At 68.3% G+C, this 25,330-nt stretch carries 21 protein-coding genes, 1 tRNA gene and 1 pseudogene; 11 read left to right on the top strand and 12 right to left on the bottom strand.

Going from position 1 to position 25,330, the window contains the following annotated elements:
• From OV208_RS27130 to OV208_RS27090, 9 genes and pseudogenes are all read left to right on the top strand, one after another.
• Positions 1 to 251, top strand: a pseudogene (locus OV208_RS27130) (hypothetical protein); the annotation flags it as partial.
• A 6-nt stretch (positions 252 to 257) separates the two neighbouring features.
• Positions 258 to 3,695, top strand: coding sequence for a tetratricopeptide repeat protein (locus OV208_RS27125; protein ID WP_267576816.1), 3,438 nt, complete (start codon positions 258 to 260; stop codon positions 3,693 to 3,695).
• On the top strand, positions 3,692 to 5,068 hold the full coding sequence (locus OV208_RS27120; RefSeq protein ID WP_267576815.1) for a tetratricopeptide repeat protein: 1,377 nt from the start codon (positions 3,692 to 3,694) through the stop codon (positions 5,066 to 5,068). The genes OV208_RS27125 and OV208_RS27120 overlap by 4 nt, the downstream gene beginning before the upstream one ends.
• Before the next feature lie 8 nt (positions 5,069 to 5,076).
• A complete protein-coding gene (locus tag OV208_RS27115; RefSeq protein WP_267576814.1) occupies positions 5,077 to 5,355 on the top strand; it encodes a hypothetical protein in 279 nt (92 codons plus the stop codon).
• 4 nt (positions 5,356 to 5,359) lie between these two features.
• Positions 5,360 to 6,700 carry an AgmX/PglI C-terminal domain-containing protein gene (locus OV208_RS27110; RefSeq protein WP_267576812.1) on the top strand — a complete coding sequence of 447 codons (1,341 nt, stop codon included), beginning with the start codon at positions 5,360 to 5,362 and terminating at the stop codon, positions 6,698 to 6,700.
• Positions 6,701 to 6,747: 47 nt separating this feature from the next.
• On the top strand, positions 6,748 to 7,194 hold the full coding sequence (locus tag OV208_RS27105; protein WP_267576810.1) for a cyclic nucleotide-binding domain-containing protein: 447 nt from the start codon (positions 6,748 to 6,750) through the stop codon (positions 7,192 to 7,194).
• A gap of 102 nt (positions 7,195 to 7,296) precedes the next feature.
• On the top strand, positions 7,297 to 7,860 hold the full coding sequence (locus OV208_RS27100) for a hypothetical protein (protein ID WP_267576808.1): 564 nt from the start codon (positions 7,297 to 7,299) through the stop codon (positions 7,858 to 7,860).
• Between the two features lie 111 nt (positions 7,861 to 7,971).
• Entirely contained in the window at positions 7,972 to 9,228 is a 1,257-nt protein-coding gene (locus OV208_RS27095) for a hypothetical protein (RefSeq protein ID WP_267576806.1), read from the top strand.
• Between the two features lie 10 nt (positions 9,229 to 9,238).
• On the top strand, positions 9,239 to 9,871 hold the full coding sequence (locus tag OV208_RS27090; RefSeq protein WP_267576804.1) for a polysaccharide biosynthesis/export family protein: 633 nt from the start codon (positions 9,239 to 9,241) through the stop codon (positions 9,869 to 9,871).
• On the opposite strand, the gene OV208_RS27085 is transcribed toward OV208_RS27090, so the two are convergent.
• The 6 genes from OV208_RS27085 to OV208_RS27060 all read right to left on the bottom strand — a co-directional run bounded on the left by OV208_RS27085 (position 9,868) and on the right by OV208_RS27060 (position 16,195).
• The gene (locus OV208_RS27085) at positions 9,868 to 10,692 is read right to left on the bottom strand and encodes an inositol monophosphatase family protein (RefSeq protein ID WP_267576802.1); all 825 of its coding nucleotides are present in this window, start codon (positions 10,690 to 10,692) and stop codon (positions 9,868 to 9,870) included. The two genes, OV208_RS27090 and OV208_RS27085, sit on opposite strands and share 4 nt — an antisense overlap.
• A gap of 47 nt (positions 10,693 to 10,739) precedes the next feature.
• Positions 10,740 to 11,318 carry a TlpA family protein disulfide reductase gene (locus OV208_RS27080; protein WP_267576800.1) on the bottom strand — a complete coding sequence of 193 codons (579 nt, stop codon included), beginning with the start codon at positions 11,316 to 11,318 and terminating at the stop codon, positions 10,740 to 10,742.
• Positions 11,319 to 11,322: 4 nt separating this feature from the next.
• Positions 11,323 to 12,795 carry a UDP-N-acetylmuramate:L-alanyl-gamma-D-glutamyl-meso-diaminopimelate ligase gene (gene mpl / locus OV208_RS27075; RefSeq protein WP_267576798.1) on the bottom strand — a complete coding sequence of 491 codons (1,473 nt, stop codon included), beginning with the start codon at positions 12,793 to 12,795 and terminating at the stop codon, positions 11,323 to 11,325.
• Positions 12,796 to 12,803: 8 nt separating this feature from the next.
• Entirely contained in the window at positions 12,804 to 13,967 is a 1,164-nt protein-coding gene (locus OV208_RS27070; RefSeq protein WP_267576796.1) for a serine hydrolase domain-containing protein, read from the bottom strand.
• Entirely contained in the window at positions 13,964 to 14,878 is a 915-nt protein-coding gene (locus tag OV208_RS27065) for a S66 peptidase family protein (RefSeq protein ID WP_267576795.1), read from the bottom strand. Before OV208_RS27065 ends, OV208_RS27070 begins: the two co-directional genes overlap by 4 nt.
• A gap of 132 nt (positions 14,879 to 15,010) precedes the next feature.
• Complete coding sequence (locus tag OV208_RS27060; protein ID WP_420715054.1) at positions 15,011 to 16,195, bottom strand: RsmB/NOP family class I SAM-dependent RNA methyltransferase; 1,185 nt, start codon at positions 16,193 to 16,195, stop codon at positions 15,011 to 15,013.
• A gap of 153 nt (positions 16,196 to 16,348) precedes the next feature.
• On the opposite strand from OV208_RS27060, the gene OV208_RS27055 reads away from it, so the two are divergent.
• A tRNA-Asn gene (locus tag OV208_RS27055) sits at positions 16,349 to 16,421 on the top strand.
• Between the two features lie 765 nt (positions 16,422 to 17,186).
• On the opposite strand, the gene OV208_RS27050 is transcribed toward OV208_RS27055, so the two are convergent.
• The 5 genes from OV208_RS27050 to OV208_RS27030 all read right to left on the bottom strand — a co-directional run bounded on the left by OV208_RS27050 (position 17,187) and on the right by OV208_RS27030 (position 22,195).
• Positions 17,187 to 19,175, bottom strand: coding sequence for a DUF3732 domain-containing protein (locus tag OV208_RS27050; protein ID WP_267576793.1), 1,989 nt, complete (start codon positions 19,173 to 19,175; stop codon positions 17,187 to 17,189).
• Between the two features lies 1 nt (position 19,176).
• Positions 19,177 to 19,671, bottom strand: coding sequence for a three component ABC system middle component (locus tag OV208_RS27045; RefSeq protein ID WP_267576791.1), 495 nt, complete (start codon positions 19,669 to 19,671; stop codon positions 19,177 to 19,179).
• Positions 19,668 to 21,008, bottom strand: a complete 1,341-nt coding sequence (locus OV208_RS27040) for an ABC-three component system protein (RefSeq protein ID WP_267576789.1) — start codon at positions 21,006 to 21,008, stop codon at positions 19,668 to 19,670. Before OV208_RS27040 ends, OV208_RS27045 begins: the two co-directional genes overlap by 4 nt.
• A gap of 447 nt (positions 21,009 to 21,455) precedes the next feature.
• Entirely contained in the window at positions 21,456 to 21,845 is a 390-nt protein-coding gene (locus OV208_RS27035; protein ID WP_420715052.1) for an ATP-binding protein, read from the bottom strand.
• On the bottom strand, positions 21,827 to 22,195 hold the full coding sequence (locus OV208_RS27030; RefSeq protein WP_267576787.1) for a hypothetical protein: 369 nt from the start codon (positions 22,193 to 22,195) through the stop codon (positions 21,827 to 21,829). Before OV208_RS27030 ends, OV208_RS27035 begins: the two co-directional genes overlap by 19 nt.
• A gap of 247 nt (positions 22,196 to 22,442) precedes the next feature.
• Between OV208_RS27030 and OV208_RS27025 the strand changes: the two genes are divergently transcribed.
• Positions 22,443 to 23,642: a hypothetical protein gene (locus tag OV208_RS27025; protein ID WP_267576786.1), complete on the top strand. Its 1,200-nt coding sequence runs from the start codon at positions 22,443 to 22,445 to the stop codon at positions 23,640 to 23,642.
• Between the two features lie 36 nt (positions 23,643 to 23,678).
• Here OV208_RS27025 and OV208_RS27020 read toward each other — a convergent pair.
• Positions 23,679 to 25,240, bottom strand: a protein-coding gene (locus OV208_RS27020; RefSeq protein ID WP_267575035.1) for an IS3 family transposase whose coding sequence is annotated in 2 segments (ribosomal slippage) — positions 23,679 to 24,778 and positions 24,778 to 25,240 — 1,563 coding nt in all. Because the reading frame shifts where the segments join, the coding sequence is not laid out codon by codon here.
• Between the last annotated feature and the right edge of the window lie 90 nt (positions 25,241 to 25,330).

The following is a 25,330-nucleotide window of genomic DNA, read 5'->3' as shown; positions in this document are numbered from 1 at the left end:
AGGAGGTGTCCACGGCCTCCGGGGACGCGCGCAACCTGGTGGGCCGCATCGCCTACGAGAGCTTCCGCCGCGTGCGTCAGCAGTTCTACGAGCTGGTGCTCAAGGCCGACACCGGCACCGTGGACGTGGCCTTCAGCCGCACGCAGGACAACGCGGCCACCATCCAGAAGATCGCCAAGGAGAAGAGCGACGCCCTGCGCGCGCTCGACGCCGAGTTCCGGGACGTCCTGTCGACCGAAGGGGGGGACTGAAGCGCCATGCGCCGCCCCCTCCTCGCCCTCCTGCTGACCCTGGCCCCCATGGCCCCCATGCCCGTCCACGCCGCGCCCGCGAAGGCGAAGGCCCGGACGCCGAAGGCCAAGGCCGCACCGCAGGCTCCCGCCGAAGCGCCGAAGAAGAACACCCCGCTGCCTGCCCCCGTCGCCGCGCCCGCGCCCCGCTACCTGGACGGCCTGGGCCACACGCCCGAACAGGAGAAGCTGCTGGGCGAGGTGAGCCGCGCGCTGGAGGCCTACGAAGCGGAGTCGCGCGACTTCCACCGGGAGGTGAAGCAGTTGGTGGAGCGCCGCTACAACCAGAAGCGCGCCGCGCTCTCCAACTCCTACGAGAAGTCGCTCACCACGCTGGAGTCGCAGGAGCGCACCAACCGGCTGGATGCCATCTCCCGGTTCGAGGACTTCCTCCGCCGCTACCCGAACGAGCCGCGCGCCACGCCGGACGTGATGTTTCGACTGGCGGAGCTGTACTACGAGCGCTCCGCGGACGAGCACCAGCTCGCGCGCAAGGACTACACGGACCGCGTGCGGACGCTGTCGGACGAAGCGGTGGCGGACCTGCCGCCGGAGCCGGAGGTGGACTTCACGCCGTCCATCGGGCTGTACCGCAAGCTGCTCGCGCAGTTCCCGGACTACAAGCTCAACGACGGCTCCCTGTACCTGCTGGCCTACTGCCTCTCCGAACAGCACAAGGACGAGGAGAGCCTCGCCACCTACCAGCAGCTCACCACGCGCTACCCGACCAGCCGCTTCGCCACCGACGCGTGGACGCGCATTGGCGAGTATTGGTTCGACGACGACACGGACCCCGCGGCGCTGCGCAAGGCCGCCGACGCCTACACCGCTGCCACGCGCGACACCGGGCACCGGTTCTACGACAAGGCCCGCTACAAGCTCGCCTGGACGTACTACCGGATGGACTGGTTCGAGGAGTCCGTGGACAGCTTCCTGCTGCTCTTGGACCACTACCAGTCGCACCAGCAATCCGGTGACAAGAAGGACGAGGGCGACCTGCGCTCGGAGGCGCTCCAGTACATCGCGCTGTCGCTGGCCGACGAGTCCTGGGGCGGCATGGCGCGGGCCCGGGAGCTCTTCGCGAAGCGCGGTGGACGCCCCTACGAGGCGGAGGTGTACCGCCGCCTGGGCAACGTCTACTTCGATCAGCTGCGCAACGCGGACGCCATCGCCGCGTACCAGCAGGTGCTGACCACGGAGCCGCTGACCGCGGACGCGCCGCGCCTCCAGCAGCGCATCGTCCAGGCCTACGAGCGCGACCGGCGCATGGACCTGTACGCCCTCGAATCCGAGAAGCTGGCCAACAACTACCTGCCCGGCGGCGCGTGGTTCGAGAAGAACAAGAACGACCCGAACGCGCTGTCCAACGCGCAGACGCTCGCCGAACAGAGCCTGTTCTCCGCCGCCTCCTACCAGCACCAGCAGGCGCAGGTGTTCCAGAAGGACGGCAAGACGGAGCAGGCCCAGGCCACCTACGCCGCCGCCGCTCGCGCGTACGGCACGTACCTGGAGCGCTTCCCGCGCAGCAAGAACGCGTACGCGATGCGCTTCTTCTACGCGGAGAGCCTCTTCAATTCGGACCAGTTCGACGCGGCGGCGCGTTCGTACGAGCTGGTGCGCGACTCCAACCAGGACGACACCTACCGCCACGTGTCCGCGCACAACGCGGTGCTCGCGTGGAAGGCCCAGCTCGACCGGGACGTGAAGGAGGGCCGCGTGCCGGAGCGCAAGCCGCTGCGCTCCTCCGAGCGTCCGAAGGACAGCGCGCACGCGCCCGTGGCCCTGGCGGAGACGGAGGCGCGGCTGGTGAAGGCGTCCGACGCCTACGTCACCCTGCTGCCGAAGGAGGAGGCCGCGCCGGCCATCGCCTACCAGGCCGCGGAGCTGTTCTACACGCACGACGACTTCGCCCAGGCCCGGCCGCGCTTCGAGCGCGTGGTCCAGGCGTACCCGAAGCACGCGGTGGCCGGCTACGCCACCAACCTCATCATCGAGTCCTTCCTCGTCGACCAGGATTGGAAGAGCGTGGAGGAGGTCAGCGCGCGGCTCGCGAGCAACGCGCAGGTGGTGGAGCCGAACAGCGACCAGCACCGCGAGCTGATGCGCTTCAAGCTCGCCGGCCGCTTCAACCTGGCTGAACAGCTGGCGGCGCAGAAGCGCTACGAGGAGGCGGCGAAGAAGTACCTCCAGTTGGTGGACGAGGCCCCCCGCCACGAGTTCGCCGACAAGGCGCTCAACAACGCGGCCGTGTCCTACGAGGAGCTGCGCCGGTTCGACTCGGCGATGAAGCTCTACGAGCGCGTGTACCGCGACTATCCGAAGTCGCCGTGGGCGCACACCGCGCTGTTCCGCGTGGCCATCAACGCGCACAAGTCCTACGACTTCGACAAGGCCGTCACCAGCTACCAGAAGCTGGTGAAGGACTACCCGGCGGCGGAGGAGCGCGAGGCGGCGCTCTTCAACGCAGCGGCCCTGCTCGACGGCCAGCAGCGCTACGCGGAGGCCGCGGCCGCCTTCCAGCGCTGCGTGGAGCTCTTCCCCAACAGCAAGAACGCGCCACAGAACCAGTACAAAGCGGCCCGCATCCTGGAGAAGCAGGGCGACACGAAGGGCGAAATCAAGGCGCTGGAGGCGTTCGTCCGCAAGTTCGCGAGCAAGCCGGAACAGGTGGAGCTGGTGGTGGACGCGAAGCGGCGCATGGGCAATGCGTGGGCGAAGCAGGGCAACGCGAAGGAGGCCCAGCGCGCGTACGCCGCCGCGGCCGACGAGTTCGACCGACGACGCCTGAAGCCCGACACGCAGCTGCTCGCCGCCGAGGCCGCCGCCTACAGCCGTTTCCAGTTGGCGGAGGCCGTGTTCCAGCGGTTCGACGCGATGAAGCTCTCCGGTTCGGGAAAGGCGTTGGAGAAGAGCTTCACGAAGAAGACGGAGTCGTTGAAGTCGGTGAACGAGGCGTACACGAAGGTGCTCCCGTACAAGCAGCTCGAATGGTCCCTGGCCGCGTTCTACCGGCAGGGGTACGCGCTGGAGCGCTTCGGCAACACGCTGCTGGAGGCCCCGGTGCCGCCCGAGGTGAAGCGCCTGGGAGATGAAGGCGTGGCGGCGTACCAGGGCATGCTCACCGACCGCACCGTGGAGCTGGAGGATCGCGCGGTGCAGAGCTACGCGGAGACGCTCAAGGAGGCGCGCAAGCACCGCGTCTCCAACGAGTGGACCCGCCGCACGCTCGAAGCGCTCAACCGCTTCCGTCCCAAGGAGTACCCGGTCCTCAAGGAAGCCAAGGGCGCCATCGCGCTGGAGACCGTGTACCCGGAGGGCCTCGTGGGCAGCCTCACCCCACCCGTGGCGCCCGCGCCCATCGACTCGGTCCAGGCCCCCCGGCTGACGGAAGAAGGCGCGCGATGATCCACGCCAGACGCTTCGCGCTCACCGGCCTCGCGCTCTGGCTGTCCGCCTGCGCCTCCGGCCCCGAGACGCGCACCGCGCCCACGCCCACCGGCCCCACGACGGACCCGCTCGCGAGCACGAGCACCGCCGAGAAGCCCGCCCCCGAAACGGCGCCCGAGCAGAAGCTCCAGGCGGAGGCGGCGCCGGCGCCCCGGTCGCTCTCCGGACAGGAGAAGGACTTCACGCGCGCGGTGGAGATCGCCCGGCGGGGCGAGCTGAGCATGGCGGAGACCGCGCTCAAGGCCCTGCTGGAGAAGTCGCCCAAGCTCGCGCCCGCATGGACGAACCTGGGCATCGTGCAGGAGCGACAGGGCCGCCTTCCTGACGCGGAGCGCTCCTACCGGCAGGCCCTGACGTTGGACCCCTCCCTGGAGTCCGCCTGGGACTGCCTCGTGCGGCTGGCCGCGCGCACCGGCCGCGCGGCGTCCCTGGAAGCGGAGCTGCGCGAGTCGCTGACGAAGCAGGACGCGGTGGCCCGGCGCACGGCGCTCGCGCTGTCGCTCATGCTGCAGAAGAAGCACGCGCCCGCCGTCGCCGAGGCCCGCCGCGCGCTCCAGACGGACGAGCAGTACGTGCCCGCCATGCAGGTGCTCGCGCAGGTGTACGCCCGCGAGGGCAAGTACGAGCTGGCGGCCATGGTGCTGGGCAACGCGCTCGCCATCGACGCACAGGACGCGGCCACGCTCAACGCGCTGGGGCTCGTGCACCTGGGCCTCAAGGAGCGCCCGCTGGCGCTGGAGCGCTTCCGTCAGGCCATCGCCCTGCGTCCGGACTTCGCCGAGGCGCGCAACAACCTGGGCACCCTGCTCAACGAGGGCGAGGACTACCCCGCCGCCCGCGTGGAGCTGGAGGTCGCCGTGCGCGCCGCGCCGGACTTCGCCTCCGCCCACCTCAACCTGGGCAACGCCCTGCGGGGTGAAGGCGACTTCGCCCGGGCCCTGGCCGAGTACGAGCGCGTGCTCCAGCTCCAGCCCGACAGCAAGGACCCGTACTTCAACCTGGCCATCCTCCACCTGGACCTGGAGCCCGCCGGCATGGACACGCTGGAGCGACTCCAGAAGGCCGTGTCCTACCTGGCCCAGTACCAGGCCCGGGGCGGCTCGGACGAGCGCACCGCCCAGTACGTGAAGGACGCGAACAAGGGCATCGACCGGGAGACGCGCCGCCGCGAACGCGAGCGCAAGGAAGGGCTGCGCAAGGCCGCCGAAGCCGCCGCGAAGCCCCCGGAGGCTCCCGCGAAGCCCCCCGAGGCCCCCGCGCCCACCCCGCCCCCGGGGCCCCCTGCCGCCCAGCCCGCTCCCTCGGCTAAGGTGCCCTCCGAAGTCCGGTAGACCCGCCCATGCGCCCCGCCCTCCTCCTCCTGCTGCTCGTCGCCGCCGGTCCGTCCCGGGCGGAGGATCCCGCGTCCGCCCCGAAGTCCGAGGGCAGCGCGCAAGCCGCCACGACGAAGAAGGCGCCCAAGGCCATCCACCTGGACGCCATCACCGTTGAAGGCCGCATCCAGAAACCGGAAGCCTTCTACTTTCTCGACCGCTCCAAACCGAGCTTCGACGACCTGAACCGCACCGAGAGCTTCGTGCCCAAGGTGGTCCAGAGCGTGGATCAGGACCCCTTCTAGCTCCATGGCCCTTCAAACCGCCCACAAGCTGCTGCGCGTCGGCGTCATCCAGGATGGCCGCATCGTCGAGGAGCATCACGTCCTCCACGACTCCGTCACCATCGGCGATGACGCCCGCAACACCATCGTCCTGCCCGCAACGCAGGAGCGCCCCGGGCGCTTCAAGGTGTTGGAGAACCGCGCCAACCAGTTCCACCTCATCATCGACGAGCACATGCAGGGCCGCGTCAACCTGGGCTCGTCCGACGTGGACTTCGACGCGCTGCGCACCCAGGGACTGGCCACCCGCCGCGAGGACGACACCTTCGACTTGCCCCTGCAGGAGAGCGCCCGCGGCAAGGTGGAGCTCACCGACGCCACGCTCTTCTTCCACTTCGTCCCCGCGCCCCCGGAAGGCTCGAAGCCCACGCTCCCGCCGGAGCTGAAGTCCAGCTCGTGGAGAACGCTGGACCAGCTCTTCTTCCTCATCCTCGCGGCGATGCTGGTGCTCTACGTCATCAGCGTCGCGTTCATCGTCACCCGGCCCAAGCCGGTGGAGGCGGAGGTCGAACTGGAGCAGTTGGAGGACCGCTTCGTGCGCGCCTTCATCCCGCCGCAGGCCCCCGTGAAGGAAGCGCCCAAGGACACCGGCGCCGCCCCGGACAAGAAGCCGGATGAGACCAAGGCCCCGCCGAAGAAGACCGCCGCCGCTGCCACCCCGTCCACGCCCACCAGCGCCGCGGAGCAGCGCCAGCAACTGGCCGCGAAGGTGTCCGGCACGGGCCTGCTCAAGATTCTTGGCAGCAAGGGCGAAGGCGGAGCCCTGGAGAACGTGCTCGGCGCTAGCATGGGCGGCACCAACGTGGCGGAGGCGCTCTCCGGCGCGCAGGCCGGCGGCGCGCTCACGGTCGGCTCGGGCGGCAATGGCCTGGCCAACCCCCAGGGCGACACCGGCGGCAAGGCCGCGGCCATCGGCGCCCAGGTCACCCAGGGTGCGGGCAAGGTGGACACCGGCAGCAAGCAGGCCATCAAGGTGCCCCAGGTGGCGGACGCGGCGGCGGAGGTGGACAGCGCCGAGGTCAACCCGAAGGCCATGGCGCGCTTCATCCAAAGCATGAAGGCGTCCATCCAGCGCTGCTACGAGAAGGAGCTCAAGCGCGACCCCACCCTCAAGGGTCGGGTGATGGTCCGCTTCAACCTCAAGCCCAACGGTCGCGCGGACAACATCGAGGTGGACGAAAGCACCCTGCGCTCCGAGGGCGTCAGCAGTTGCATCATCACCACCATCCGGGGCTGGAAGTTCCCTTTCACACCAAGTGACGACGTCCCCGTCTCCTACCCGTTCATCTTCTCGTCAGGAGATTAGGCTCGACCGTCCGGAGCCTCCGGATACGCCGGACCCGCGGGGAACACATGGAGAAGCTGGCCGTCATCGCCACATCCCCCCTCTTCGAGATGCTCGCGCCCCCGGAGCTGGCGCGGCTGGCGGAGCTGGCGCGGCTGTACCGGTACGCGCACGGCGAAGTGGTCTTCGAGGAGGGCGACCTGGGCGACAGCCTCTTCGTCATCGTTCGAGGCCAGGTGGAGGTGGTGCGCGGCAGCCCCGGCAACGGCAACAAGCCCCTCACCGTGCTGGGCCCCCCGGAGTTCTTCGGGGAGATGGGTCTCATCGACAAGGACCACCGCTCCGCCACCGTACGCGCCCTGGGCGAGGTGGAGCTGCTCCAGCTCACCGCACAGGATTTACGCACCTTCCGACTTGCTCACGCGGAGGGGTTCACCTTCATCGTGGTGAACATCGCGCGCAGCCTCTCCGAGCGGCTGCGGGACGCCAACGCCCGGCTGGCTCCACCGGACTGAGCTTCGTACGGCAGGACAATGGGGCATTGCGTTGACACCCCTCCCCCCCGCTCCTACGCTCGACGGCTGGAAGAGAAGGGGCCGGAAGGACTCGTGAGGCACATGCGCACCGTCGGAATGCTCGTCGTGGTGATGACCACCGGGATGGCGTTCGCGCAAGCACCCGCGCCAGCGCCCACCCCCGCCCGCCCGCCCGCCCCCGCCCTGGACAAGGCCAGCGACGTGCCGGACAGCGAGAAGGTGGCTCGCAGCACCCAGGCGTTGGGCGGCATGCGCGAAGCGCTGCGCCAGGTGCTGGAGAAGGTGGAGGAGGCGCGGGGCACCAAGGACGTGGTGAAGCTCAACTGCGCCAACGAGAAGCTCACGCAGATCAAGGGCCTCTTGCGCATCTCCGAACAGGCGGACGTGGCGCTCCAGGAGGCCGTCAGCAAGCAGGAGGCGGCGCCCGGTGAGCACGAATTCACCAAGGTGATGATCGCCCAGCAGAAGGTGGGGCAGCTGCGCTCGGCGGCCGAGGAGTGCATCGGCCAGCTCGCCTTCCGCACCGACGAGAACCTCTTCGTGGAAGTGGAGGAGCCCGACAACCTGCCCGGTGGCGACCCCACGCGCCCCGCGCCGCCGCCGGATCTCGTGGTGCGGCCCCCGCCCGCGAGCCCCATCGACTGAGTGTCTGGCCCGTCCTCACGCAGCGCATCACCGACCGTGGAGCGTTTGTTCCCGGTGGGGAAAATCGCGTGCTATGCCGGCCGCCTCCTCTTCCGGAACGCCTCTGACCTCATGACGCAGCCTGGGACATTCCGTCTGGCCCTCACGGCCCTGGTGCTCGCGGCGCTGCTGCCGCTGACCGCCCAGGCCCAGGTCATGGGCGGACGTGCCCCGGGTGGCAACGGCATCAAGGTGGGCAACGGGCGGCTGCACCCGACGCTGGACCTGGAGACGCGGCTGGACAGCGGCGTGGGCTACTTCCGCGACCAGGGCACCGGCCCGCTGTCACCGGACCTGTCCGGGGAGCTGGCCCTGCACGTGCGCCCCGGACTGATGCTGGACGTGCCGTCGCAGAAGCTGGCACTCTCGCTGCGCGGCAACCTGGACTACGTCGCCTACACCGGCCTGCTGACGGCGGGCTCCAGCGCGGCGTCCTACCTGGGAGGCCAGGCGGACCTAGCGCTGCGCTTCGATCCGGAGGGCACGCTGTCCGTGGAGGTTGGCGACCAGCTCACCCGTTCGGACCGCACGCGACAGGTGGCGCTGGGCGCGGGCATCCTGTCGCTCTACAACGAGGCGCGCGTCCGGGCGCAGTGGAAGCCCGGCGGTGGCGCGTTGGAGCTGACGCCCGCGCTCGTGTACGCGATGGAGTTCTTCGAACCCCTGGGCGGCCTGCCCGCGGTGGGCTGCACCGAGGCGGAGTGTGATCCGCTCGCCGCCAGCCAGTTCAACTACGGCAACCTGCGGCTGGGCGTGGAGGGCCGCTGGCGCTTCCTGCCCAAGACGGCGCTGGTGGCGGACACGGGCCTGACGTACCGGGGCTACTTCAACGACACCACCACCCCCAGCGCGGCCCTGCTGCATGCGATGGCGGGCGTCGCGGGGCTCGTGTCGCCGCGCATCACGCTGACGGCGAAGGCGGGCTGGAGCCAGAACCTGGGCGCGGGCGGAGGCGGCACCGTGGTGGCGATGGCGGAGGGCACGTACCTGTGGGGCCCGACGCTCACCTTGAAGGGCGGCTATCTGCGCGCCTTCGAACCCGTGGCCGCCTACGGCACCTTCCGCGACGACCGCATCTACGCGGAGGCCCGTTCGCTGATGGGCGCGCGGCTGGCGCTGCACGCGGCGGGCGCGGTGGACTTCCTCTCGTTCGCGGGCGACCGGGGCGACACGGTGGTGTCGCTGGACCTGGGGCCGGAGTACCAGCTCCGCCCGTGGCTGATGGGCTCGGCGGGTTACATGCTGACCAGCCGCTCCTCCTCCCTGGAGGCCAGCGGCCTCAATTACACCCGCAACGAAGTCTATGCGCGGCTGTCCGCCACGTACTGAGGCCGAGCGCATGCGCTCCCCGCGGACCGGCTCGCCCCTCGCTTCACGCCTGCTCGTCCCGGGACTGCTGGCCCTCCTCGTGGCCTGCCACGCGGAGACGCGCCCGCCCCCGCCCGCCCCCACGCCGGCCTCCGCGGCGGAGCGCGCGAAGACGGCCGGCGGAAGCCTGGGCCCCGGCGACGTGGTGGAGGTGCGCGTCTTCCAGGAGCCTGAGCACTCCGGCACCTGGCGCGTGTCGCCGGAAGGCACCATCGACTATCCGCTGTGCGGCAAGGTGCCGCTGTCGGGGCGCACCGCCAGCTCCGCGGCGGACGTGCTGCGCGACTGCCTGACGCGCTACCTGCGCCGGCCCCAGGTGGCGGTGCTGGTGCGGGAGTACAACTCGCAAAAGATTTTCGTCTTCGGGGAGGTGCAGAAGCCCGGCACGTTCCCGGTGGACGGCGAGGTGTCCATCATCCAGGCCATTACGCTGGCGGGTGGCTTCACCAAGCTGGCGGCGAAGAACAACACGCTCGTCACGCGCGTGGTGGACGGACAGGAGCGCAAGATTCGCGTGCCCGTGGAGGACATCGGCGTGGGCCGCGAACGCAACTTCCTGCTCCAGGCCGGCGACATCGTCTTCGTGCCGGAGAGCTTCTTCTAGTCGCGCGACGTCCAGTGCAGCTCCCCCAGGAAGCGCTTCGCCTGGGCCAGCAGCAGCGGGTGCAGCGCCGCGCCGCTCGCGAGCACGTCGCCCTTGAGCACGTCGAAGGGCCGCCCGTCGATGTGCACGATGACGCCGCCGGCCTCCGCCACCAGCAGGCCGCCCGCGGCGATGTCCCACGGCTTCAACCCGAACTCGAAGTAGCCGTCGAAGCGACCGGCCGCGACGTACGCCAGGTCCAACGCGGCACTGCCGGTGCGGCGCATGCCCTGCGCCAGGAGGATGAGCTGGGTGAAGAGGCCCACGGGCAGGTCCGGGCGCTCGCGCACGTCGTAGGGGAAGCCCGTGCACAGCAGGGCCCGCTCCAGGTGCTCCGCGGGGCTGGCCTGCATGGGCCGGCCGTTGAGGGTGGCGCCCTCCCCCTTCGCGGCGGAGAAGAGCTCGTCCAGCATCGGGTCATAGACGGCGCCGGCAATCACCCCTTCGGGCCCCTCCACCGCGACGCTGACGCAGAAGTGCGGCACCTGGTGGGCGTAGTTGGTGGTGCCGTCCAGCGGATCCACCAGCCAGCGGAAGGTGTCGGTGCCCTGCCACGCGCCGCTCTCCTCCGCGAGGATGGCGTGGTGCGGGTGGCGCTCGCGGAGGAAGTCCAGGAGCGCGGCCTCGGAGGCGCGGTCCGCGTCCGTGACCAGGTCGATGCCGCCCTTGAACTCGATGGTGCGGTGCAGGGGGAAGCGCTCCCGGAGGATGCGGCCGGCCATCCGGGCGCCCTCCTCCGCGGTGCGGCGCAAGGCGGCGGGCGTGTCGGAGTCCTGGGCCATGTGAAGGCATTCCCTCGGGGGTGGAGGTCAGCGGCCCTGGAGGGCCATCAGGGCGCGGGCTCGGCGAGCAGCGCTTCGATTTCCGTCTGGAACCGCTGGAGGAATTCCTCTGCGAACCCTTCGTGCACGTGCCGCACGACGCCCTTGCGGTCAATCAGGAAGGTGGTGGGCATCAGCCGGACCTTCAGCAGGCGCTCGGACACCAGCGCATTGGCGTCCAGGAGGATGGGCACCTCCACCTTCGCCTCCTCCAGGAAGGGCGGAATGGCGCGCATGTCCTCGTCCACGTTGAGGGCGTAGGCCTTGAAGCCGCGCGGGCCGTATTCCTTCTGGAGCGCCGCGTACATGGGCAGCGCGTCCTTGCAGGGCTCGCACCACGTGGCCCACACGTCCAGGAGGACGACCTGGCCCCGGTCGCTCTTCAAATCGTAGGGGCTGTTGTCCGGGTAGCGCTTCACCTGGAAGTCGAGCGGTGTGTTCGGACGGCGCTCCGACTCCAGGGCCGAAGCGCTGGAGCGAGGCCCACCGGCGCCCTGCGAGTCGGTGAGCGACGGAAGCGGCTTGGGGGCGGAGCAGCCGGCGACGAGCGTCAGCAGCCCCAGCGAGGTGATGAACGGAAGGCGCATGGGTTCAGGTCCCCTTCCCGGCCCGGGCCTTCAGGGCGGTGAGCAGCTTGTCGATGAAGCCGCCAAAGGCGCCGTTGCTCATGACGAGCAGCACGTCGCCAGCCTTCGCCTCGGAGGCCACGCGCTCCACCAGCGTGGGCACGTCGGTGGCGCCATCCGCGGCGATGCCCTGGGCCTTGAGCGCCTCGATGAGCTTCGGGACGTTGAGCTCCTCGCCCTCGGGCACCTTGTCATGGCGCTCAGGCACCTTGAGGCTGGCGCGCGTGGCGCCAGGGAAGGCGTGCGCGTAGTCCTCCTGGTGGATGTTGCGGCGGCTGGTGTTGGAGCGCGGCTCGAAGATGGCCCACAGGCGCCGGTCCGGGTAGCGGTGGCGGATGGCGGAGATGGTCTCGCGCACGGCGGTGGGGTGGTGCGCGAAGTCGTCCACCACGAGCACGCCGTCCACGTCGGCGCGCACCTCCTGCCGGCGCTTCACGCCCTGGAAGGTGGACAGGCCCTGCTGGATTTCAGCGAAGGTGAGGCCCAGGCCGCGCGCCGCGGCGATGACGCCCAGCGCGTTCTCCACGTTGTGCGCGCCGGACATCGGCAGCGTCACGGTGCCCAGCACCTGGCCGCGCTCCACCACGTCGAAGCGGGCGCCGTCCGGACCGAAGGAGAGGTTCTTCGGGGTGAAGTCCGCGTCCGCGCCCTCCTTCGCCACGTAGGTGACGACGGGCGCGGTGCCGCCGGCCCGCGCGATGCGCACGGCGTTGGGGTACGCGGCGCAGACGACGAGCTGGCCGTCCTGGGGCACCATGCGCACGAACTTCTCGAACGTGGCCTCGTAGTGGGGCAGGTCGCGGAAGATGTCCGCGTGGTCGAACTCCACGCTGGTGAGGATGGCGGTGCGCGGGCGGTAGTGGAGGAACTTGGAGCCCTTGTCCCAGTAGGCGGTGTCGTACTCGTCGCCTTCGACGACGAAGTGCGGTCCCTTGCCGACGCGGTAGTTGCCCGCGTAGTTCTGGGTGACGCCGCCCACGAGGAAGGAAGGGTCCTTCCCGGCGGCCACCAGCACGTGGGCCATGAGCGAGGACGTCGTCGTCTTGCCGTGGGTGCCGGCGACGACGACGGAGTGCGAGCGGTCCAGGAAGAGCGTGCCCAGGGCGGCGGGGAAGCTCATCTGCTTCAGGCCGCGCTCGCGCACGGAGGTGGCTTCCGGGTTCACGCGGCGGATGACGTTGCCGATGATGACGAGGTCCGGGTTGGCCGCGTCCAGGTTGGCGGGCGCGTACGGGGTGCGCACGGGGATGCCCCACGCCTGGAGCATGTCGCTCATGGGCGGGTAGACGTTCTCGTCGCTGCCGGTGACGTCGTAGCCAGCGGCCTTGAGCATGCCGGCGAAGGAGCCCATGCCGGTGCCGGCCACGCCCACCAGGTGGATGCGGCGCACGGACTTCGGGTCGAGGGTGTCGAGGACGTTGCCGTTGTCGTCAGCCATGCTGTCCCTTAAGGGAGTGCGGTGAGGTCGAGCGCCTCCACGACCAGTTCGTGGAAGGCGGGGCGGAAGTCGCGGATGCGCAGGTCCTGACGACCCTGGGCGACGCGGTTGGTGATGAGGGCGACGACGAGCGAGCGCCGCAGGTCCACCCAGAGGCTGGTGCCGGTGAAGCCCAGGTGGCCCACGGCGCCCGGGGGCGTGTCGCCGATGAAGCGGCCCGCGCTGGAGTGGCCCTTCGACGGCGAGTCGAAGCCCATGGAGCGGGTGCTGCCCGTGAGGAGCGGATCCGTGGCGAGCAGGCGGTGCCACAGGGGCGCGGGGGCCAGCGCGGCGTGCGTGCCCGCGCAACCTTCGAGCACGGCCTGACCGAAGCGGGCCACGTCCACGGCGGTGCCGAAGAGGCCCGCGTGCCCCGCGACGCCATCCAGCACCCAGGCGTTGTCGTCGTCCACCTCGCCGAGGCGGGAAGGCTTCGACGGCACGTCCTTCCACAGCGACTCCTGGCCGGGAGCGGGCTCGCGGGGGCGCATCGCGCCGGTGTGCGCGGTGGTGCCGTCCACGGGGAAGTCGGTGAGGCGGTGGAAGCGGGCGTTGAGGCCCAGCGGTTCCGCGACGTGGCGGGAGAACAGCGTGTCCAGGGGGGATTCCGCAGCGCGGGAGAGGATGTCGCCCAGGAGGATGAAGCCCACGTCGCTGTACGCGGTGCGAGTGCGCACGGGCGCTTCCAGCGGCGTGGCGGCGGCGGCGCGCAGCACGTCCTCACGGGCCTGGGTGCGCACGTTCGCGGAGCAGCCCGCGTCGAGCAGCTCCGGCCGGGCCTTGAGGGCGTCCGCGAAGAACGGCACGAAGGGGGGCAGCCCGGAGCGGTGGTAGAGCAGGTCCGCGACGGTGACGCCCGCGTCGCCGGCAGGGGTGCCGGGGTGGTAGCGGGACACGAGCGTGTTCGGGCCCACCTTACCCTCGGTCCACAGGCGCAGGAAGAGCGCGGTGGTGGAGAGGACCTTGGTGAGGGAGGCGAGGTCGAAGCGTGTGTCGCCGGTGGCGTTGCCCGCGACCCCGCCGAAGACCTGCATCCCCTTGTGGAGCACCACCGCCTGGGCGGCGGGGAAGATGCCCAGCTCCACGCCGTCATCGAGCACGGCCTGGAGGTTGGCGATGGGATGCGGGTTCATCCGGGGCTCACCGCGCCTTCGAGGAAGGTGAGGCGTGCGGCGTCGGCATCCAGGCGCACGTGCGTGCCGAACGCCACGGGGTAGTTGATGGCCCCGTGACCGATGGGGAAGCCCGCGGCGCAGGGAAGCTTCGCGTCCCGGGCCAGCTCGCGCAGCACGTCGGCGCTGGAGTACGGGGCGTCCTTCTCCTCGCAGGCGGTGAAGTCGCCCAGGACGATGCCGCGCACGCGAGCGAAGACGCCGGCGAGGCGCAGGTGGGTCCACATGCGGTCGATGCGGTAGGGGCGCTCGGTGACGTCCTCCAGGAGGAGCACGGCGCCGTCGAGCGGCGGCATGTAGGGCGTGCCCAGCAGCCGGGAGAAGACGGACAGGTTGCCACCCACGAGGACGCCCTCGGCGGTGCCGGGCACGTAGGTGGCGTTGCCCGTCAGGGGCGGCGGGGCTTCGGAGGATTCGAGGAGGCGGAAGAGGTAGTCGTGGACCTGGGACGACTGCCGTCCGAGCTGCGTGAGGACGGGCGCGTGGAAGGAGACGCGGCCCAGGGCCTGGAGCGCGCAGTGGATGGACGTGAGGTCGGAGAAGCCGGTGAAGGCGACGGGCCCGGCCTTGTCGAGCGGCAGTTCGGGTAGCAGCCGCGAGCTGCCGTAGCCGCCCCGGGCGCAGAAGATGGCGCGGGAGGCGCGGTCGAGGAACGCGTGGGACAGCTCCTCCTGGCGGCGGGCATCGTCACCGGCGAGGTAGCGGTGCGAGGCGCCCAGGTCGGGCCGGAGCACCGGCGAGTAGCGCTCGGAGAGGATCCGGAGGCCGGCCTCGAAGGGGGCCTGTTCGAAGGGCCCCGCGGGAGCGACGACATGCACCGTGTCGCGGGGACGAAGTGGAAGGGGCTTGAGCCAACGCACGCTGCGCTTCATAGCACCGGGGGCGGAGGCGACACGGTGATTCAGGAAGGGCCCGGCCCGAAGCGTTGAGTACCGCTGCCAGGCGGAACGAGGCCCCATGGAGCGCTCGGCCGGCTGCTTCCCATGAATCAGTCGGAGGGTGCCCTACCCCACCGGATCCGCGCGTTCGAGCACGGCGGCGAAGAAGGCATCCGTGCCGTGCCGGTGCGGCGTGACGAAGAGGCACCCGTCCTGGACGCACGCGTCTGGAAGCCACCCGGCGCCGGGGCGGACGGAGCGGAAGTCCGGGTGGGTTCGGAGGAAGTCCGCGACGACGTCCTGGTTCTCCGCACGGTTGACGGTGCAGGTCGCGTAGACGACCCGGCCGCCGGGGCGCACGACGTCGGCGGCACAGGCCAGGATGTCGCGTTGGGTAGCGGAGAACCGGGAAAGCACGTCCGGGTCGAGCCGGAAGCGAAGGTCCGGGCCCCGGCGGAGTGACCCCAGCTCCGAACAAGGCACGTCCGCGAGGACGCGGTCCGCGCCAAGACCGGGCGAGGGAGGCGTCCGGAGCACCTGGACCCGGGTGAGCCCGGCGCGGGAAGCGCGTTGCTGGAGCCGGTCCAACCGTTCCGCATCCGGGTCGTAGGCCATCAGGCGGCCCGAATCCGCCATCGCCGCCCCCAACTGGAGCGTCTTCCCCCCCGCCCCCGCGCACAGGTCCACCACGGTCTCCCCGGGACGGGCCTCCACGAGGAGCCCGAGGAGCTGGCTGCCTTCGTCCTGGACCTCGAACAGGCCCTCACGCAGGGAGGCAAGTCCATAGAGGTTCGGCCGGGGGCCCTCCACCTGGAGCGCCAGGGAGCTCCAGGAGCCGGGACGGGTCGCGACCCCTTCCGAGGCAAGACGTGCGGCCAGGGCTTCACGGGAAAGGCGGGCGGGATTCCCCCGGAGGGTGATGGGGCCCGGGACGTTGAGGTGGGCGCAGAAATCCTCGGCCTGGGGGCCCAGCTCCCGAGAAAGGTGGTCCGCGAGCCAGTCCGGCAGCGAAGCCCGGAGCGCCAGCGAAGGGGGCTCCCCGGTGCGAAGCGGCACTGGAGCCTCCAGACCGGCCCAGGACGCGGCCTCCCGGGCAGGAACACCGCCGAGGCCGTGCAGGAGCGCGAACAGGAGCTGAGGGGGAGACGCTTCCTCCGACTCCAGGAGGAACGCGAGGCGGCGGCGCCAGAGGCCCACGTTGAAGACGGCCTCCTTCAGGGCCTGACGTCCCTCGCGGGACAGCGAGGGGTGGGCGCGCAGGGTCCGGTCGAGGACGCGCTCCGCGGGGTCGCCCGCGAGGATCCGGGCCAGGGCCTCGGAGGCGACTGGGCCCCAGCCGTCGAGGGCGGACCAGGGCTGCGAGGAGAGTCGGGAGATCGGATTGAACGTGACAGTTGACAGGGCAGGCTCGGTTCTCTAGAAATCGCGTCCGTCACGGCAGCGCACCGCCGCGACGGGACATATTCCCCGATAGCTCAGCTGGTAGAGCGGGTGACTGTTAATCACCATGTCCGTGGTTCGAGTCCACGTCGGGGAGCTTCTTGAAAGGCCCTGCCAACCGGCAGGGCCTTTTTGTTTAACACGGGCCTCGCGATGAATATCGCGGGGCCTTCGTGCTTAAGCCGCTGAATCCCAAGGGATTTTGGCTCGCGGTGCTGAGGAGGGCGCTCTCGGCTCTCTACCCCGCAGAGCGAGACGCCCCCTCTCCTCCGCCGACGATTGGGCTCTCTGGACCGCTCTTTCACCCGTTTTGGGGAGAGAGAGGCCGAGAGTGGTTAACAGTTTTGTTAACCACCACGGGCGACCGATTCTAACAATCCAGGGCTTTCGATGTCGTACCTTCCAGGGTTACGTCATTTCCCTCTTTCAGAATGACGAATTGGGCCACCTGTTAAGCGAGAGAGCGAAACGCGGCTAGCCTTTACTGGGTACTCACGATTTCGTCGCGCGGCGCAGACTCTCCGAGACCGATCTCCAGACTGTCTCGCCCTTGTCCTCGGCAGACACAGCCCTCTGTCCGTACCTCTCTGCTCTTATCCACGCCAAGCTGCACTGCCGCCGGAGGAGGCTTCTCGGCAGGGAAGACGGCGCCGAGGATGCCCTCGCATCCGTTCTCTCTCCCTGAGTCTTCCGGTGCCGCGCAGAAGCACGCGGCAGGGGCAGCCTACAAAGCGCGCTGCGTACGCGCCCACGTTGGCTCGTGGCGCGCCGACCGCGCCGCCACGGGCGAGCTGGGGCATCGCTCGCGGACAGAACGCCCGTGAGAGCCATCGGGCGCGAAACATTGCAGACCGAACAACGGTCACGACGCGGTGCTAGGCAGCCACGCCCTGGGGACGAGTGCCTTCCCATCCCGCCACTCCTCGACGAGATGTACATCGACGTCACCCCATACCTGCTTACTGGCGTGGTCGAGCACGAGAATCTGCAGCCCGATGTTCTCCTTCGTCGCTGCAGCGAGCGTGATGAACACCCTACGAACAGCTGCCACGTCCTCATCATCACCAAGCGTCGGATCGTCGCCCTCCTTCGCTACCTTGGCGAGCGTGCGGGGAAAGTAAACTTGGCTCGGCTGGTCGAGAACTAACAGGCTAGGTACCGGGCTCCCAACTTGGCTCAGAAACAGATCGTGGAGTCCAATCATCGCGGCGACGTGATACGAAAGCCAGTTCGCGCCGCTGCCGATCTCCCAGAGAAAGTCGGGACGGCCTGAACTGCCGGTTACGCGGATCGTCAGGTCATCGATGTTCAGCTCGGCGGGGTCCTTGGCCCGTTCCGAGTCGAGACCAGGAAGGAGTCGCGCCATCGTTCTTGAGACGCGCTCCAGGGCTGCCTTCTGCCGGGTGCGCGCAGCAGCATCCGATAGACCGGCACGAAGCTCTTCGAGTCGTGCCTTCAGCACTGCGATCTCGGCAGCGAACGCGGGATCGCCCTCCGGCTCCTTCAGCACCTTCAGCGCTTGCTCCATCCGGCCGAGGAAGCGATCTACAGACGCTCGGCTCAGCCGCTCCTCCTTGATTCGTATCGAACGCTCCTCAATGGCCCGCTTCCGAGTTCGGATACCATTTAGGCTGTCGGTGATCCGGCGCGCCTGTGAGCGGACCTGCACCAGTTCCTTGTCGAACGCCGCCGGGACCGGCTCAAGTTGTCGGGCCGTCGCCTCGACGTTCGCGAGCGCATCGCAGAGGGCGTCAAGCTCGCCGTTGGCGTGGTCAAACGCGCCGCCACATACTGGGCATGTCCCCTGAGCTGTCTGCGCAAGGTCTCGTAGCCACCGAGAGAGTTGTAGCCGGTCTCGCTGCTTCTTCAGAGCGCCCGTATAGTCAGAAACAGCGGCTTGCAGCTTCGTCATGTTCTCAAGGCGCGTCTTCACCTCGGCGAGCTGCAACGAAACCGCCCCCTCCTCCCTCTCAAGCTCAGCGTTCTCCTTCGCAGCCGTGTCGAGTGTGGTGTCGGACACCTGGGCGTCTGCGGAAGTCTTCGTGACGATGCTCTCGAGCGCGGCAAGAAGCTCGTGTTCTTTGGCATCAGGTGGAACTGCGTCCGGCGAGAGAAGCCCGAGCGCGCGAGCCTCCGAAACCCAGCTTTGAAGCTCGGCGCGCCACTTCGTCGATGCAGTGCGCTGTGCCTCCAGTTCGCGCTCCTTGCGCCGCAGCTCGCGCAGTAGCTGCTCGACCTCCCAGCGCCGCGCCAACACGTCCGGGGTCACCGCACCAAGCACGTACGGGAAGATGGTGCGGAGCTTCTCCTTGTGCTCCATCGTGTCGGCCTTGAAGAACAGCACGTCGGGGTTGGCAACGATATTCTGCGGCTGGAACGCGAACGCGAGGAGGTCACGGAAGCTCGGCCTGCCCTTAAAGCCCCCTGCGAGCCCGCTTGGATCGAATCCGAGGTTCGACAGTCCCGCGAGCTTATCAAGCATCCGCTTCACGTCCTCGGCGCTCGTATTTTTCCTGGGCACAGTCAAAGGGATCTCGACAGTCTTTCCCTCAAGCAAGAACATTTCCCCAGTGCTCTGCTGACCGCCGGGCTCACGCCGCGCGAGCAGTTTCTCGCCCTCGCTGGTGATGATCACGATACCAAACCACGAGCACGCGTCGCGGATGGTCTTCACTGGTATGGCGCACCGCTCGGAGCCGAGACAGTAGTCGATAATTGGGATGACCGCAGACTTGCCGGTCTTCGATGCGCCTGTGATCACATTCAGCTTGTTGGCCTCGAACGACACGATGCGTGGTCCGAGCTTCTCGTTGTGCGGCCAGAGGACCAAGCTTTTGAGCTGGAAGTGCATCTCAGAACTCCACCTTGAGCAGGCCAGCCGCCTCGAAGAGCGACACGTCGCGACACCATGCCCCAAGCTTCTCAGCCGACTTCAGGAGATCTCCGACGGCCTTCGCGTCGGTAGGTGGCGCAGAGCGAGACCGGGGCCAGAGAACCGCCTCCCTGGGCACCAGCGTGAGCAGGCCGCTCCGAATCGCAATGCGAAGGGAGCGAAGCGACAAGTCTCGCATCGCCAACATTCGCGGCTGAAGGGAGAGAAGAACGTCTCCTCGGTCGTCGTCGCTGAACTTCGCCTCGAACTTTCGCAGCCCTGAAGCTGCCAGAGTGGCCGTCGCCTTCTCTACCGACTTCGCGTGAAAGGTCAGCGGCAGGACGACGAACGCCAATGGAAGGGGCGTACCGCTTGGTTTCGACTCTGGCGTGAACCCGCAGACAAAACGCCAGAGAAGCGCCGCGCCCAGCGCCGGGTTCTGCATTGCCTGAACCTCGTTAAGAATAGCAGTCACTCTCCGCCTCCCTTGTCGACAAGCTCGCCCCCGGCGACAGCAGACGGAGGAGCCGTCGAGTGCCTACGCTTCCGTACGGGATCCGCAGCAGGGGCAACGCCAGTCACTTCCTGCTCGTTTTCGGGTAAATCAGGAACCAGCGCAGCAACGGTCTCACGGTAGCGCGGATGCCAGCCGACACGCAGCGAGTTGGCCAATGTGTGGAAGCTTCCAGGCACGAAGAAGCCAGGGACATCCATCCCCTGGAGCGGCACCTTGAGCAGTTGGCACTTGGCGTAGAGAAGGCGCCCGCGCTCCTCTTCCGCCAGTGACTTCTGCTCGATGTCGACCACCGCCTTCTGGCTCTTCCAGGCTCGATCGATACTATCTTCGAACTCACCGAAACTGCTCTCGATGACGTCGCCGTCCTCGCTCCAATTGGTCCGGTGGGCGACCGAGCGAAGGTAGTCGTTCACAGCCTGAACCATTTCGCCGTCGTCACACCGCACGACTTCGAGCTGGCGAACATAGGTGCGATCGCGTAGCTCCTTCTGGAGTTCGGCCTCCGTCACCTCGACTGGATTTGCGGCGAGGACGTTCTCTGCACGGTCGAGCTTCTTGGCTGCCGAGACGAACTGCCTGTGAAACTCGTCCCAAGTGATGACTGCCGCGCGGCCCCCCTCGATCCTCTTGTCGATGACCTTCTTCGCCCATCCCAAGAGGAGCGTGAGGACTTCGTCCTTCTTTTCCTGGCTGATGGCGGCCATGCCGGGCAGCGCAGTCAGGTCATCGTTCGGTGCACCAGAGCCGTTCTCTAAGCTGAGGTTTGTGAAGAGCAGCGCTAGAACCTCGCTGGAAGCAGAGAGCACTTCGTTCACGTGCTCAGCGAGCCCTTTCGGCAGGTTCGCCTTCGCCGCGTACTTTGGCGGATTACCCCAGAACTTCGAGCGCAACGACAGGACGACCGCGTCGGCATCTGCCTTATTCTTCACCGCGTGGATGCAGTCGATTACGTCGCCGTGGTGTCCTTGGGCGACGTAAAAGAGGAACCTCGTGTCCGACTTCAGTGCGCCATCACGGATCGAGCGAACCCAGTTGGCGAGCGACTTCCACAGCTCGGGACTCCGGTCGGCGACGGGGTTGTGCGCCAAGCCGCTCTTGTCCTGCTCGGCGATTACGCCTTCGTCGGTGTGCGTAGCAACATCATCGAGATGCTCGATAGAAACCGACTGGCCCTGGCGTGCACGAAGAAAGTGGGCGACGACGCGCGTGATCTGAAGGGAGTAGCCGTAGAACTGGCCTGGTACCTGGTTACTGCGCCGCTTCTTTGGAGCCGACTTCTTTGCAGCATTCTTCATACTCCCCATGCATCCTCGCGAGGTTGGCACGCCCATCATCTCGCCAAAGCATCCTACCGCCCTCGTAGTGGAGGACAAGGTCGCACGATGATTGCGAGCCGCCATATGCTGCTCCCGTGAAGCCACCTTCTCTTCCGGGCCGCCTCATCAATCGCCTCTCCAGTCACTTCCCCGCGAAGGATGAGCGATTCCTTCGTACCTCCTCGCCCGACCCCGTCGTGACGGGAGGAGGATGACGTGCGGAGGTGAGCGCTCGAATCGAGGCAGGAGGAGCGCGTGGGGATGGAGTTGAAGGAGCTGGCAGGGAAGCTGAAGCAGGAGGTGGAGGCGCAGCGGAGCCGGGGGACTGCGTATTCCGGCGATGGTGAGCACCCATTCCAGCTCAAGCCGAGCAGCCGTTCCGGCCAAGGCGAGCAGTCGGAGCGTCAGCGACGCTGGGACGTTTCGTCACTTCACCTGCTTACGAGCCTTCGTCAAATTCGCGTCCGCCTTGCGGATGGAGTCTCCGGCGAGCCGGAGGCGGTGGGCGTTGTGGACGAGCCGGTCGAGGATGGCGTCGGCCAGCGTCGCGTCGCCGATGACGGCGTGCCAATCCTTGGGCTCCAGTTGGGAGGTCACCACCGTCGAGGACTGGTGGTAGCGATCCTCCAAGACTTCGAGCAGCTCCTTGCGCTCGGCCGAGCCCAGCGGCTCCAGGCCGAAGTCGTCGAGGATGAGCACCTGGGCCTTGGCCAGCCGCTTGAGCGCGTGCGGGTGCGTGCCGTCCGCGCGGGCCTGGTGGAGCAGGCAGAGGCCGTCTTCGACGTATGGCACCGCCTTCAGCGCGGGCGCATCCACGCATGGACCTTCGAGCGGTACATGGCCCCGGTGAAGCGCAACGTCCGCTCCTTGCTGGAACTCGGAGCAGCCCTCTCGCCCAGCCGCCCGCAGCGCTTTTGCAAGGGCTTCTTGAAGCTGTGGCCGGCGCTCTGGCGCTTCACACGGCTGGACGGCGTGGAGCCGACGAACAACCGCGCCGCGCGCGACGTGCGGCTGGTGGGTGTCCTCTGGCGAAGGGCAGCTTCGGTACGCACAGCGCGGCCGGCAGCCGCGTCATAGAGCGGATGCTGACGGTGACCGCGAGCCTCCGTACGCAGGGCCGCAGCGTGCTCACGTTCCTGCGTGAGGCGGTGACCGCGGCCTTCCATGGCAACTCCTCCCCCTCGCTGCTCCCCGCCCAGGCCTGAATCCCTCTCGCGCGGGGGCCTGAACGGTTGCCAAAAATGGGGATGCCTCAGTCTGCCCCGGGAATCATGTGGTGTGGTTGTCATATGGCTTGACAGGTGGAGCGCAGTCCAGTGCTATTGCCAAATGTCATCCAAAGCAGCATCCAAATCTGAGGCGCCGCACACAGCACAACCTGTCGCTGAGTCTCCGGGCGAGGTCGCTGCGGCAATGTCTACCACCTCCGTGCAGATCCAGTTCCACCGACCCAACTGGTGGGGATTCGAGGTGCACCTGAACCAGCGGGCCGTCGATGTGCTCACCACGCTCGAAGGCTTCATCGCTGACGTGGTAGGGAACTTTCTCCCGACAAAGGTGTCTATTGCCATGGATCTATACATCCGCGTGCGGCACTTGCGGATAGAGCGGGCGTCCCGGGGGCAAGGGGTGCGGTTGGTCTCCCCTTGGCCCATCCCGCTCATGCTCACGCCTCGCCCGCTGAATCATCCATCTTCTCTGGGCGATACCGCGCTAAGGTGGAGCGTATCCGAGGTCGGGGCCACGCTAGGGGCATGGAGCTCGCCGGAGCTATTCCCCAATCACCACAGCGCCACGAGCCCCGCGCTGGCCGTGTTCGGAGACCAGCTCGTCTGCGTACAGCGCGGCATCGGTAATGACGAGGGCCTGTCGTGGATGGCTTACGACCCAGAGACCGGCTGGAGCGACGTCACGCGGATCGGCACCCAAGCCTCTCGCGCCAGCCCCGCGCTGGCGACATACAATAACCAGCTCCATTGCGTGTATCGGGGCTCGGGCAACAATCAGCGGCTGTACTGGACGATCTTCAACGGGAGCAGTTGGAGCCCGGGCCAGCCCCTCCCGCACGATATTCAAAGCGACTCGAGCCCTGCGCTGGCGTCATGTGGCGACTCTCTCTACTGCCTCTACCGACGCCCAGGTGGCGGCGCCACCCGATTGATGTGGACGACGCACGTCCCGGGATTCGGCTGGCGTGCGCCCCGGGAACTCCCGCATAACATGCTCACCTCGACGGGCCCGGCACTGGTGGCCCTCCTTGGCGCCAATCTCGTCTGCGCCTACCAAAGCCCCTCGGATCAGCGATTGCTATGGACGGAGTTCAATGGGCACGTCTGGACGCCCCCACAACGGATAGGCGTCGCGATGACCCCAAACACGCCGACCCTGGTCAATGTCAACGGTAATGTGCTCTGCATACATCGCGGAACGGGTGACAATATTCTATGGGCCAGCACCCTCCATAGGCACCCGTCCATCCCTCATGGGACCTGGTCCGAGTGGTGGGATACCGGTCTGAGGAGCGCCGCTGAGCCTGCCTTGGTCGTCTACCGCGACAAGAACGTCGACTCGGGCGTGAATGATCAGATTATTGGCGCGTTCCGCGGGGAATGATCGGTGAGCGTCAAGGTAGTTGTCGCATGAAAGGGTTCAGCCGATGCGCTTCAGTTCCTGTCCTTCCGGTGAGGGGTTGAGGCGCACGGGGCCCGCGGGCGTCCAGTCGCGCGTGTCGCGGCTCCATCGCTCGGGGTGACGTGCGCGAGCACGCAGGTACACCTGGTGGCGCTGGGCGAGCAGGGCTGCGTCGAGGCCGAAGTGCCTGGCTTCCGGCGTGACGAAGCGGATGGCGGAGTGCCGGTGCTCGGTGTTGTACCAGGTGACGAAACGCGCCACCCACGTGTGCGCATCCTGCGTCGAGGCGAAGGCTCGCTGGGGGAAGCAGGGGCGGTACTTCAGCGTGCGGAAGAGGGCCTCGGAGAAGGCGTTGTCGTCCGAGACGCGAGGCCTGCTGAAGGAAGGGGCCACGCCCAGCCATTGCAGCGTGGCCAGCATCGTGGCGCCTTTCATGGGGCCGCCGTTGTCCGAATGCAGCACCAAGCCCTCGGGGCAGCCCGCCTCGTGCCAGCTGTCGCGGATGAGGGCCGCGGCATGCGCGGAGGACTCCTCCTCGTGGACGCGCCAGCCCATGATGCGGCGGCTGAAGACGTCCACCACGAGGTAGAGGTAGAGGAAGCAGCCCTTCACCGGGCCCTTCAAGTAGGTGATGTCCCAGCTCCACACCTGGCAGGGGGCGCTGGCCGTGTGCTCGGCCTTGGGGCGCGGCGTGGGCGGCTTCGCGGGGCCCCGGTGGGCCAACTGGCCCGCTGCGCGCAGCACCCGGTAGAAGCTCGCCTCGCTGGCCACGTACTCACCCCGGTCGGCGAGTCTCGGCACCAGCTGCTTGGGCGAGACGTCGCGGAACTCCTCGCTGTTGGCCACCGCCAGCATGCGGCGCTTCTCCGCCTCCGAGAGGCGGTTGGCGGGCCGGGTGCGCGGACCGCACCGCCCATCCTGCGCGGTGGCCGGCTTGCTCCAGCGTTGAATGGTGCGCGGAGCCACCCCGAGCCGCTCGCAGACGGCCTCCAGCCGCACGCCCTGCTGGAGGGCCTCCTGCACGTGGGCGAGCGTCATTTCTCGCGCCTCTCGTCCGCTGCGTCGTCCTCGTCGTCCAGGTGTCGCTCGTCCCAGCCCGTCGCCTGGAGTTTTTTTTCGAGCACCAGCAGCGCCGCCGTCTCCGCCAGCGCCTTCTCCTTGCGGCGCAGCTCGCGCTCCAGCTCCTTCACCCGCTTCTCCGCCGCCGCCAACCGCCTGCGCTCCTTGGCCGGCAGGGCTTCCGTGGCCGCACCCGCGAGGGCCTGCTGCCACTCCTTCAGCTTCTCCTCGTGCAGCCCCTCGCGGCGCAGCAGCACCCCCAACGCCTCGCCTGCGAGCCCCTGGGCCGCCACCAGCACGCGCAGCTTCTCCTCCGGCGTCCACTTCTTCGGTCCAGACGGCGGGGCGGGCTTTTCCTCGGGCGGGGGCGTCATCGCCGCCAACTTATTCGCCTCCCGCAACCACTGCGACAATGTCGGCTGCGACACGCCCACCTGGCGAGCCAACGCGGCGGCACTCACCGCGCCCGGGCCCACCATCCGCTTCACCAACTGCGCCTTGAATCCATCCGTGTACGGCACTGCGTCCTGCCTGCTCTCGCCCCCAAGGCGTGGTCATCCCGGCCGCTCAGCCGAGGCGACAACTTCCCTGACACAGGGGGTGATTCTCCC

The organism is Corallococcus sp. bb12-1, from assembly GCF_026626765.1.
Lineage (GTDB): Bacteria > Myxococcota > Myxococcia > Myxococcales > Myxococcaceae > Corallococcus > Corallococcus terminator.
Note: the sequence above shows the minus strand (reverse complement) of the source record. Positions and strands in the feature narration are given on the sequence as shown.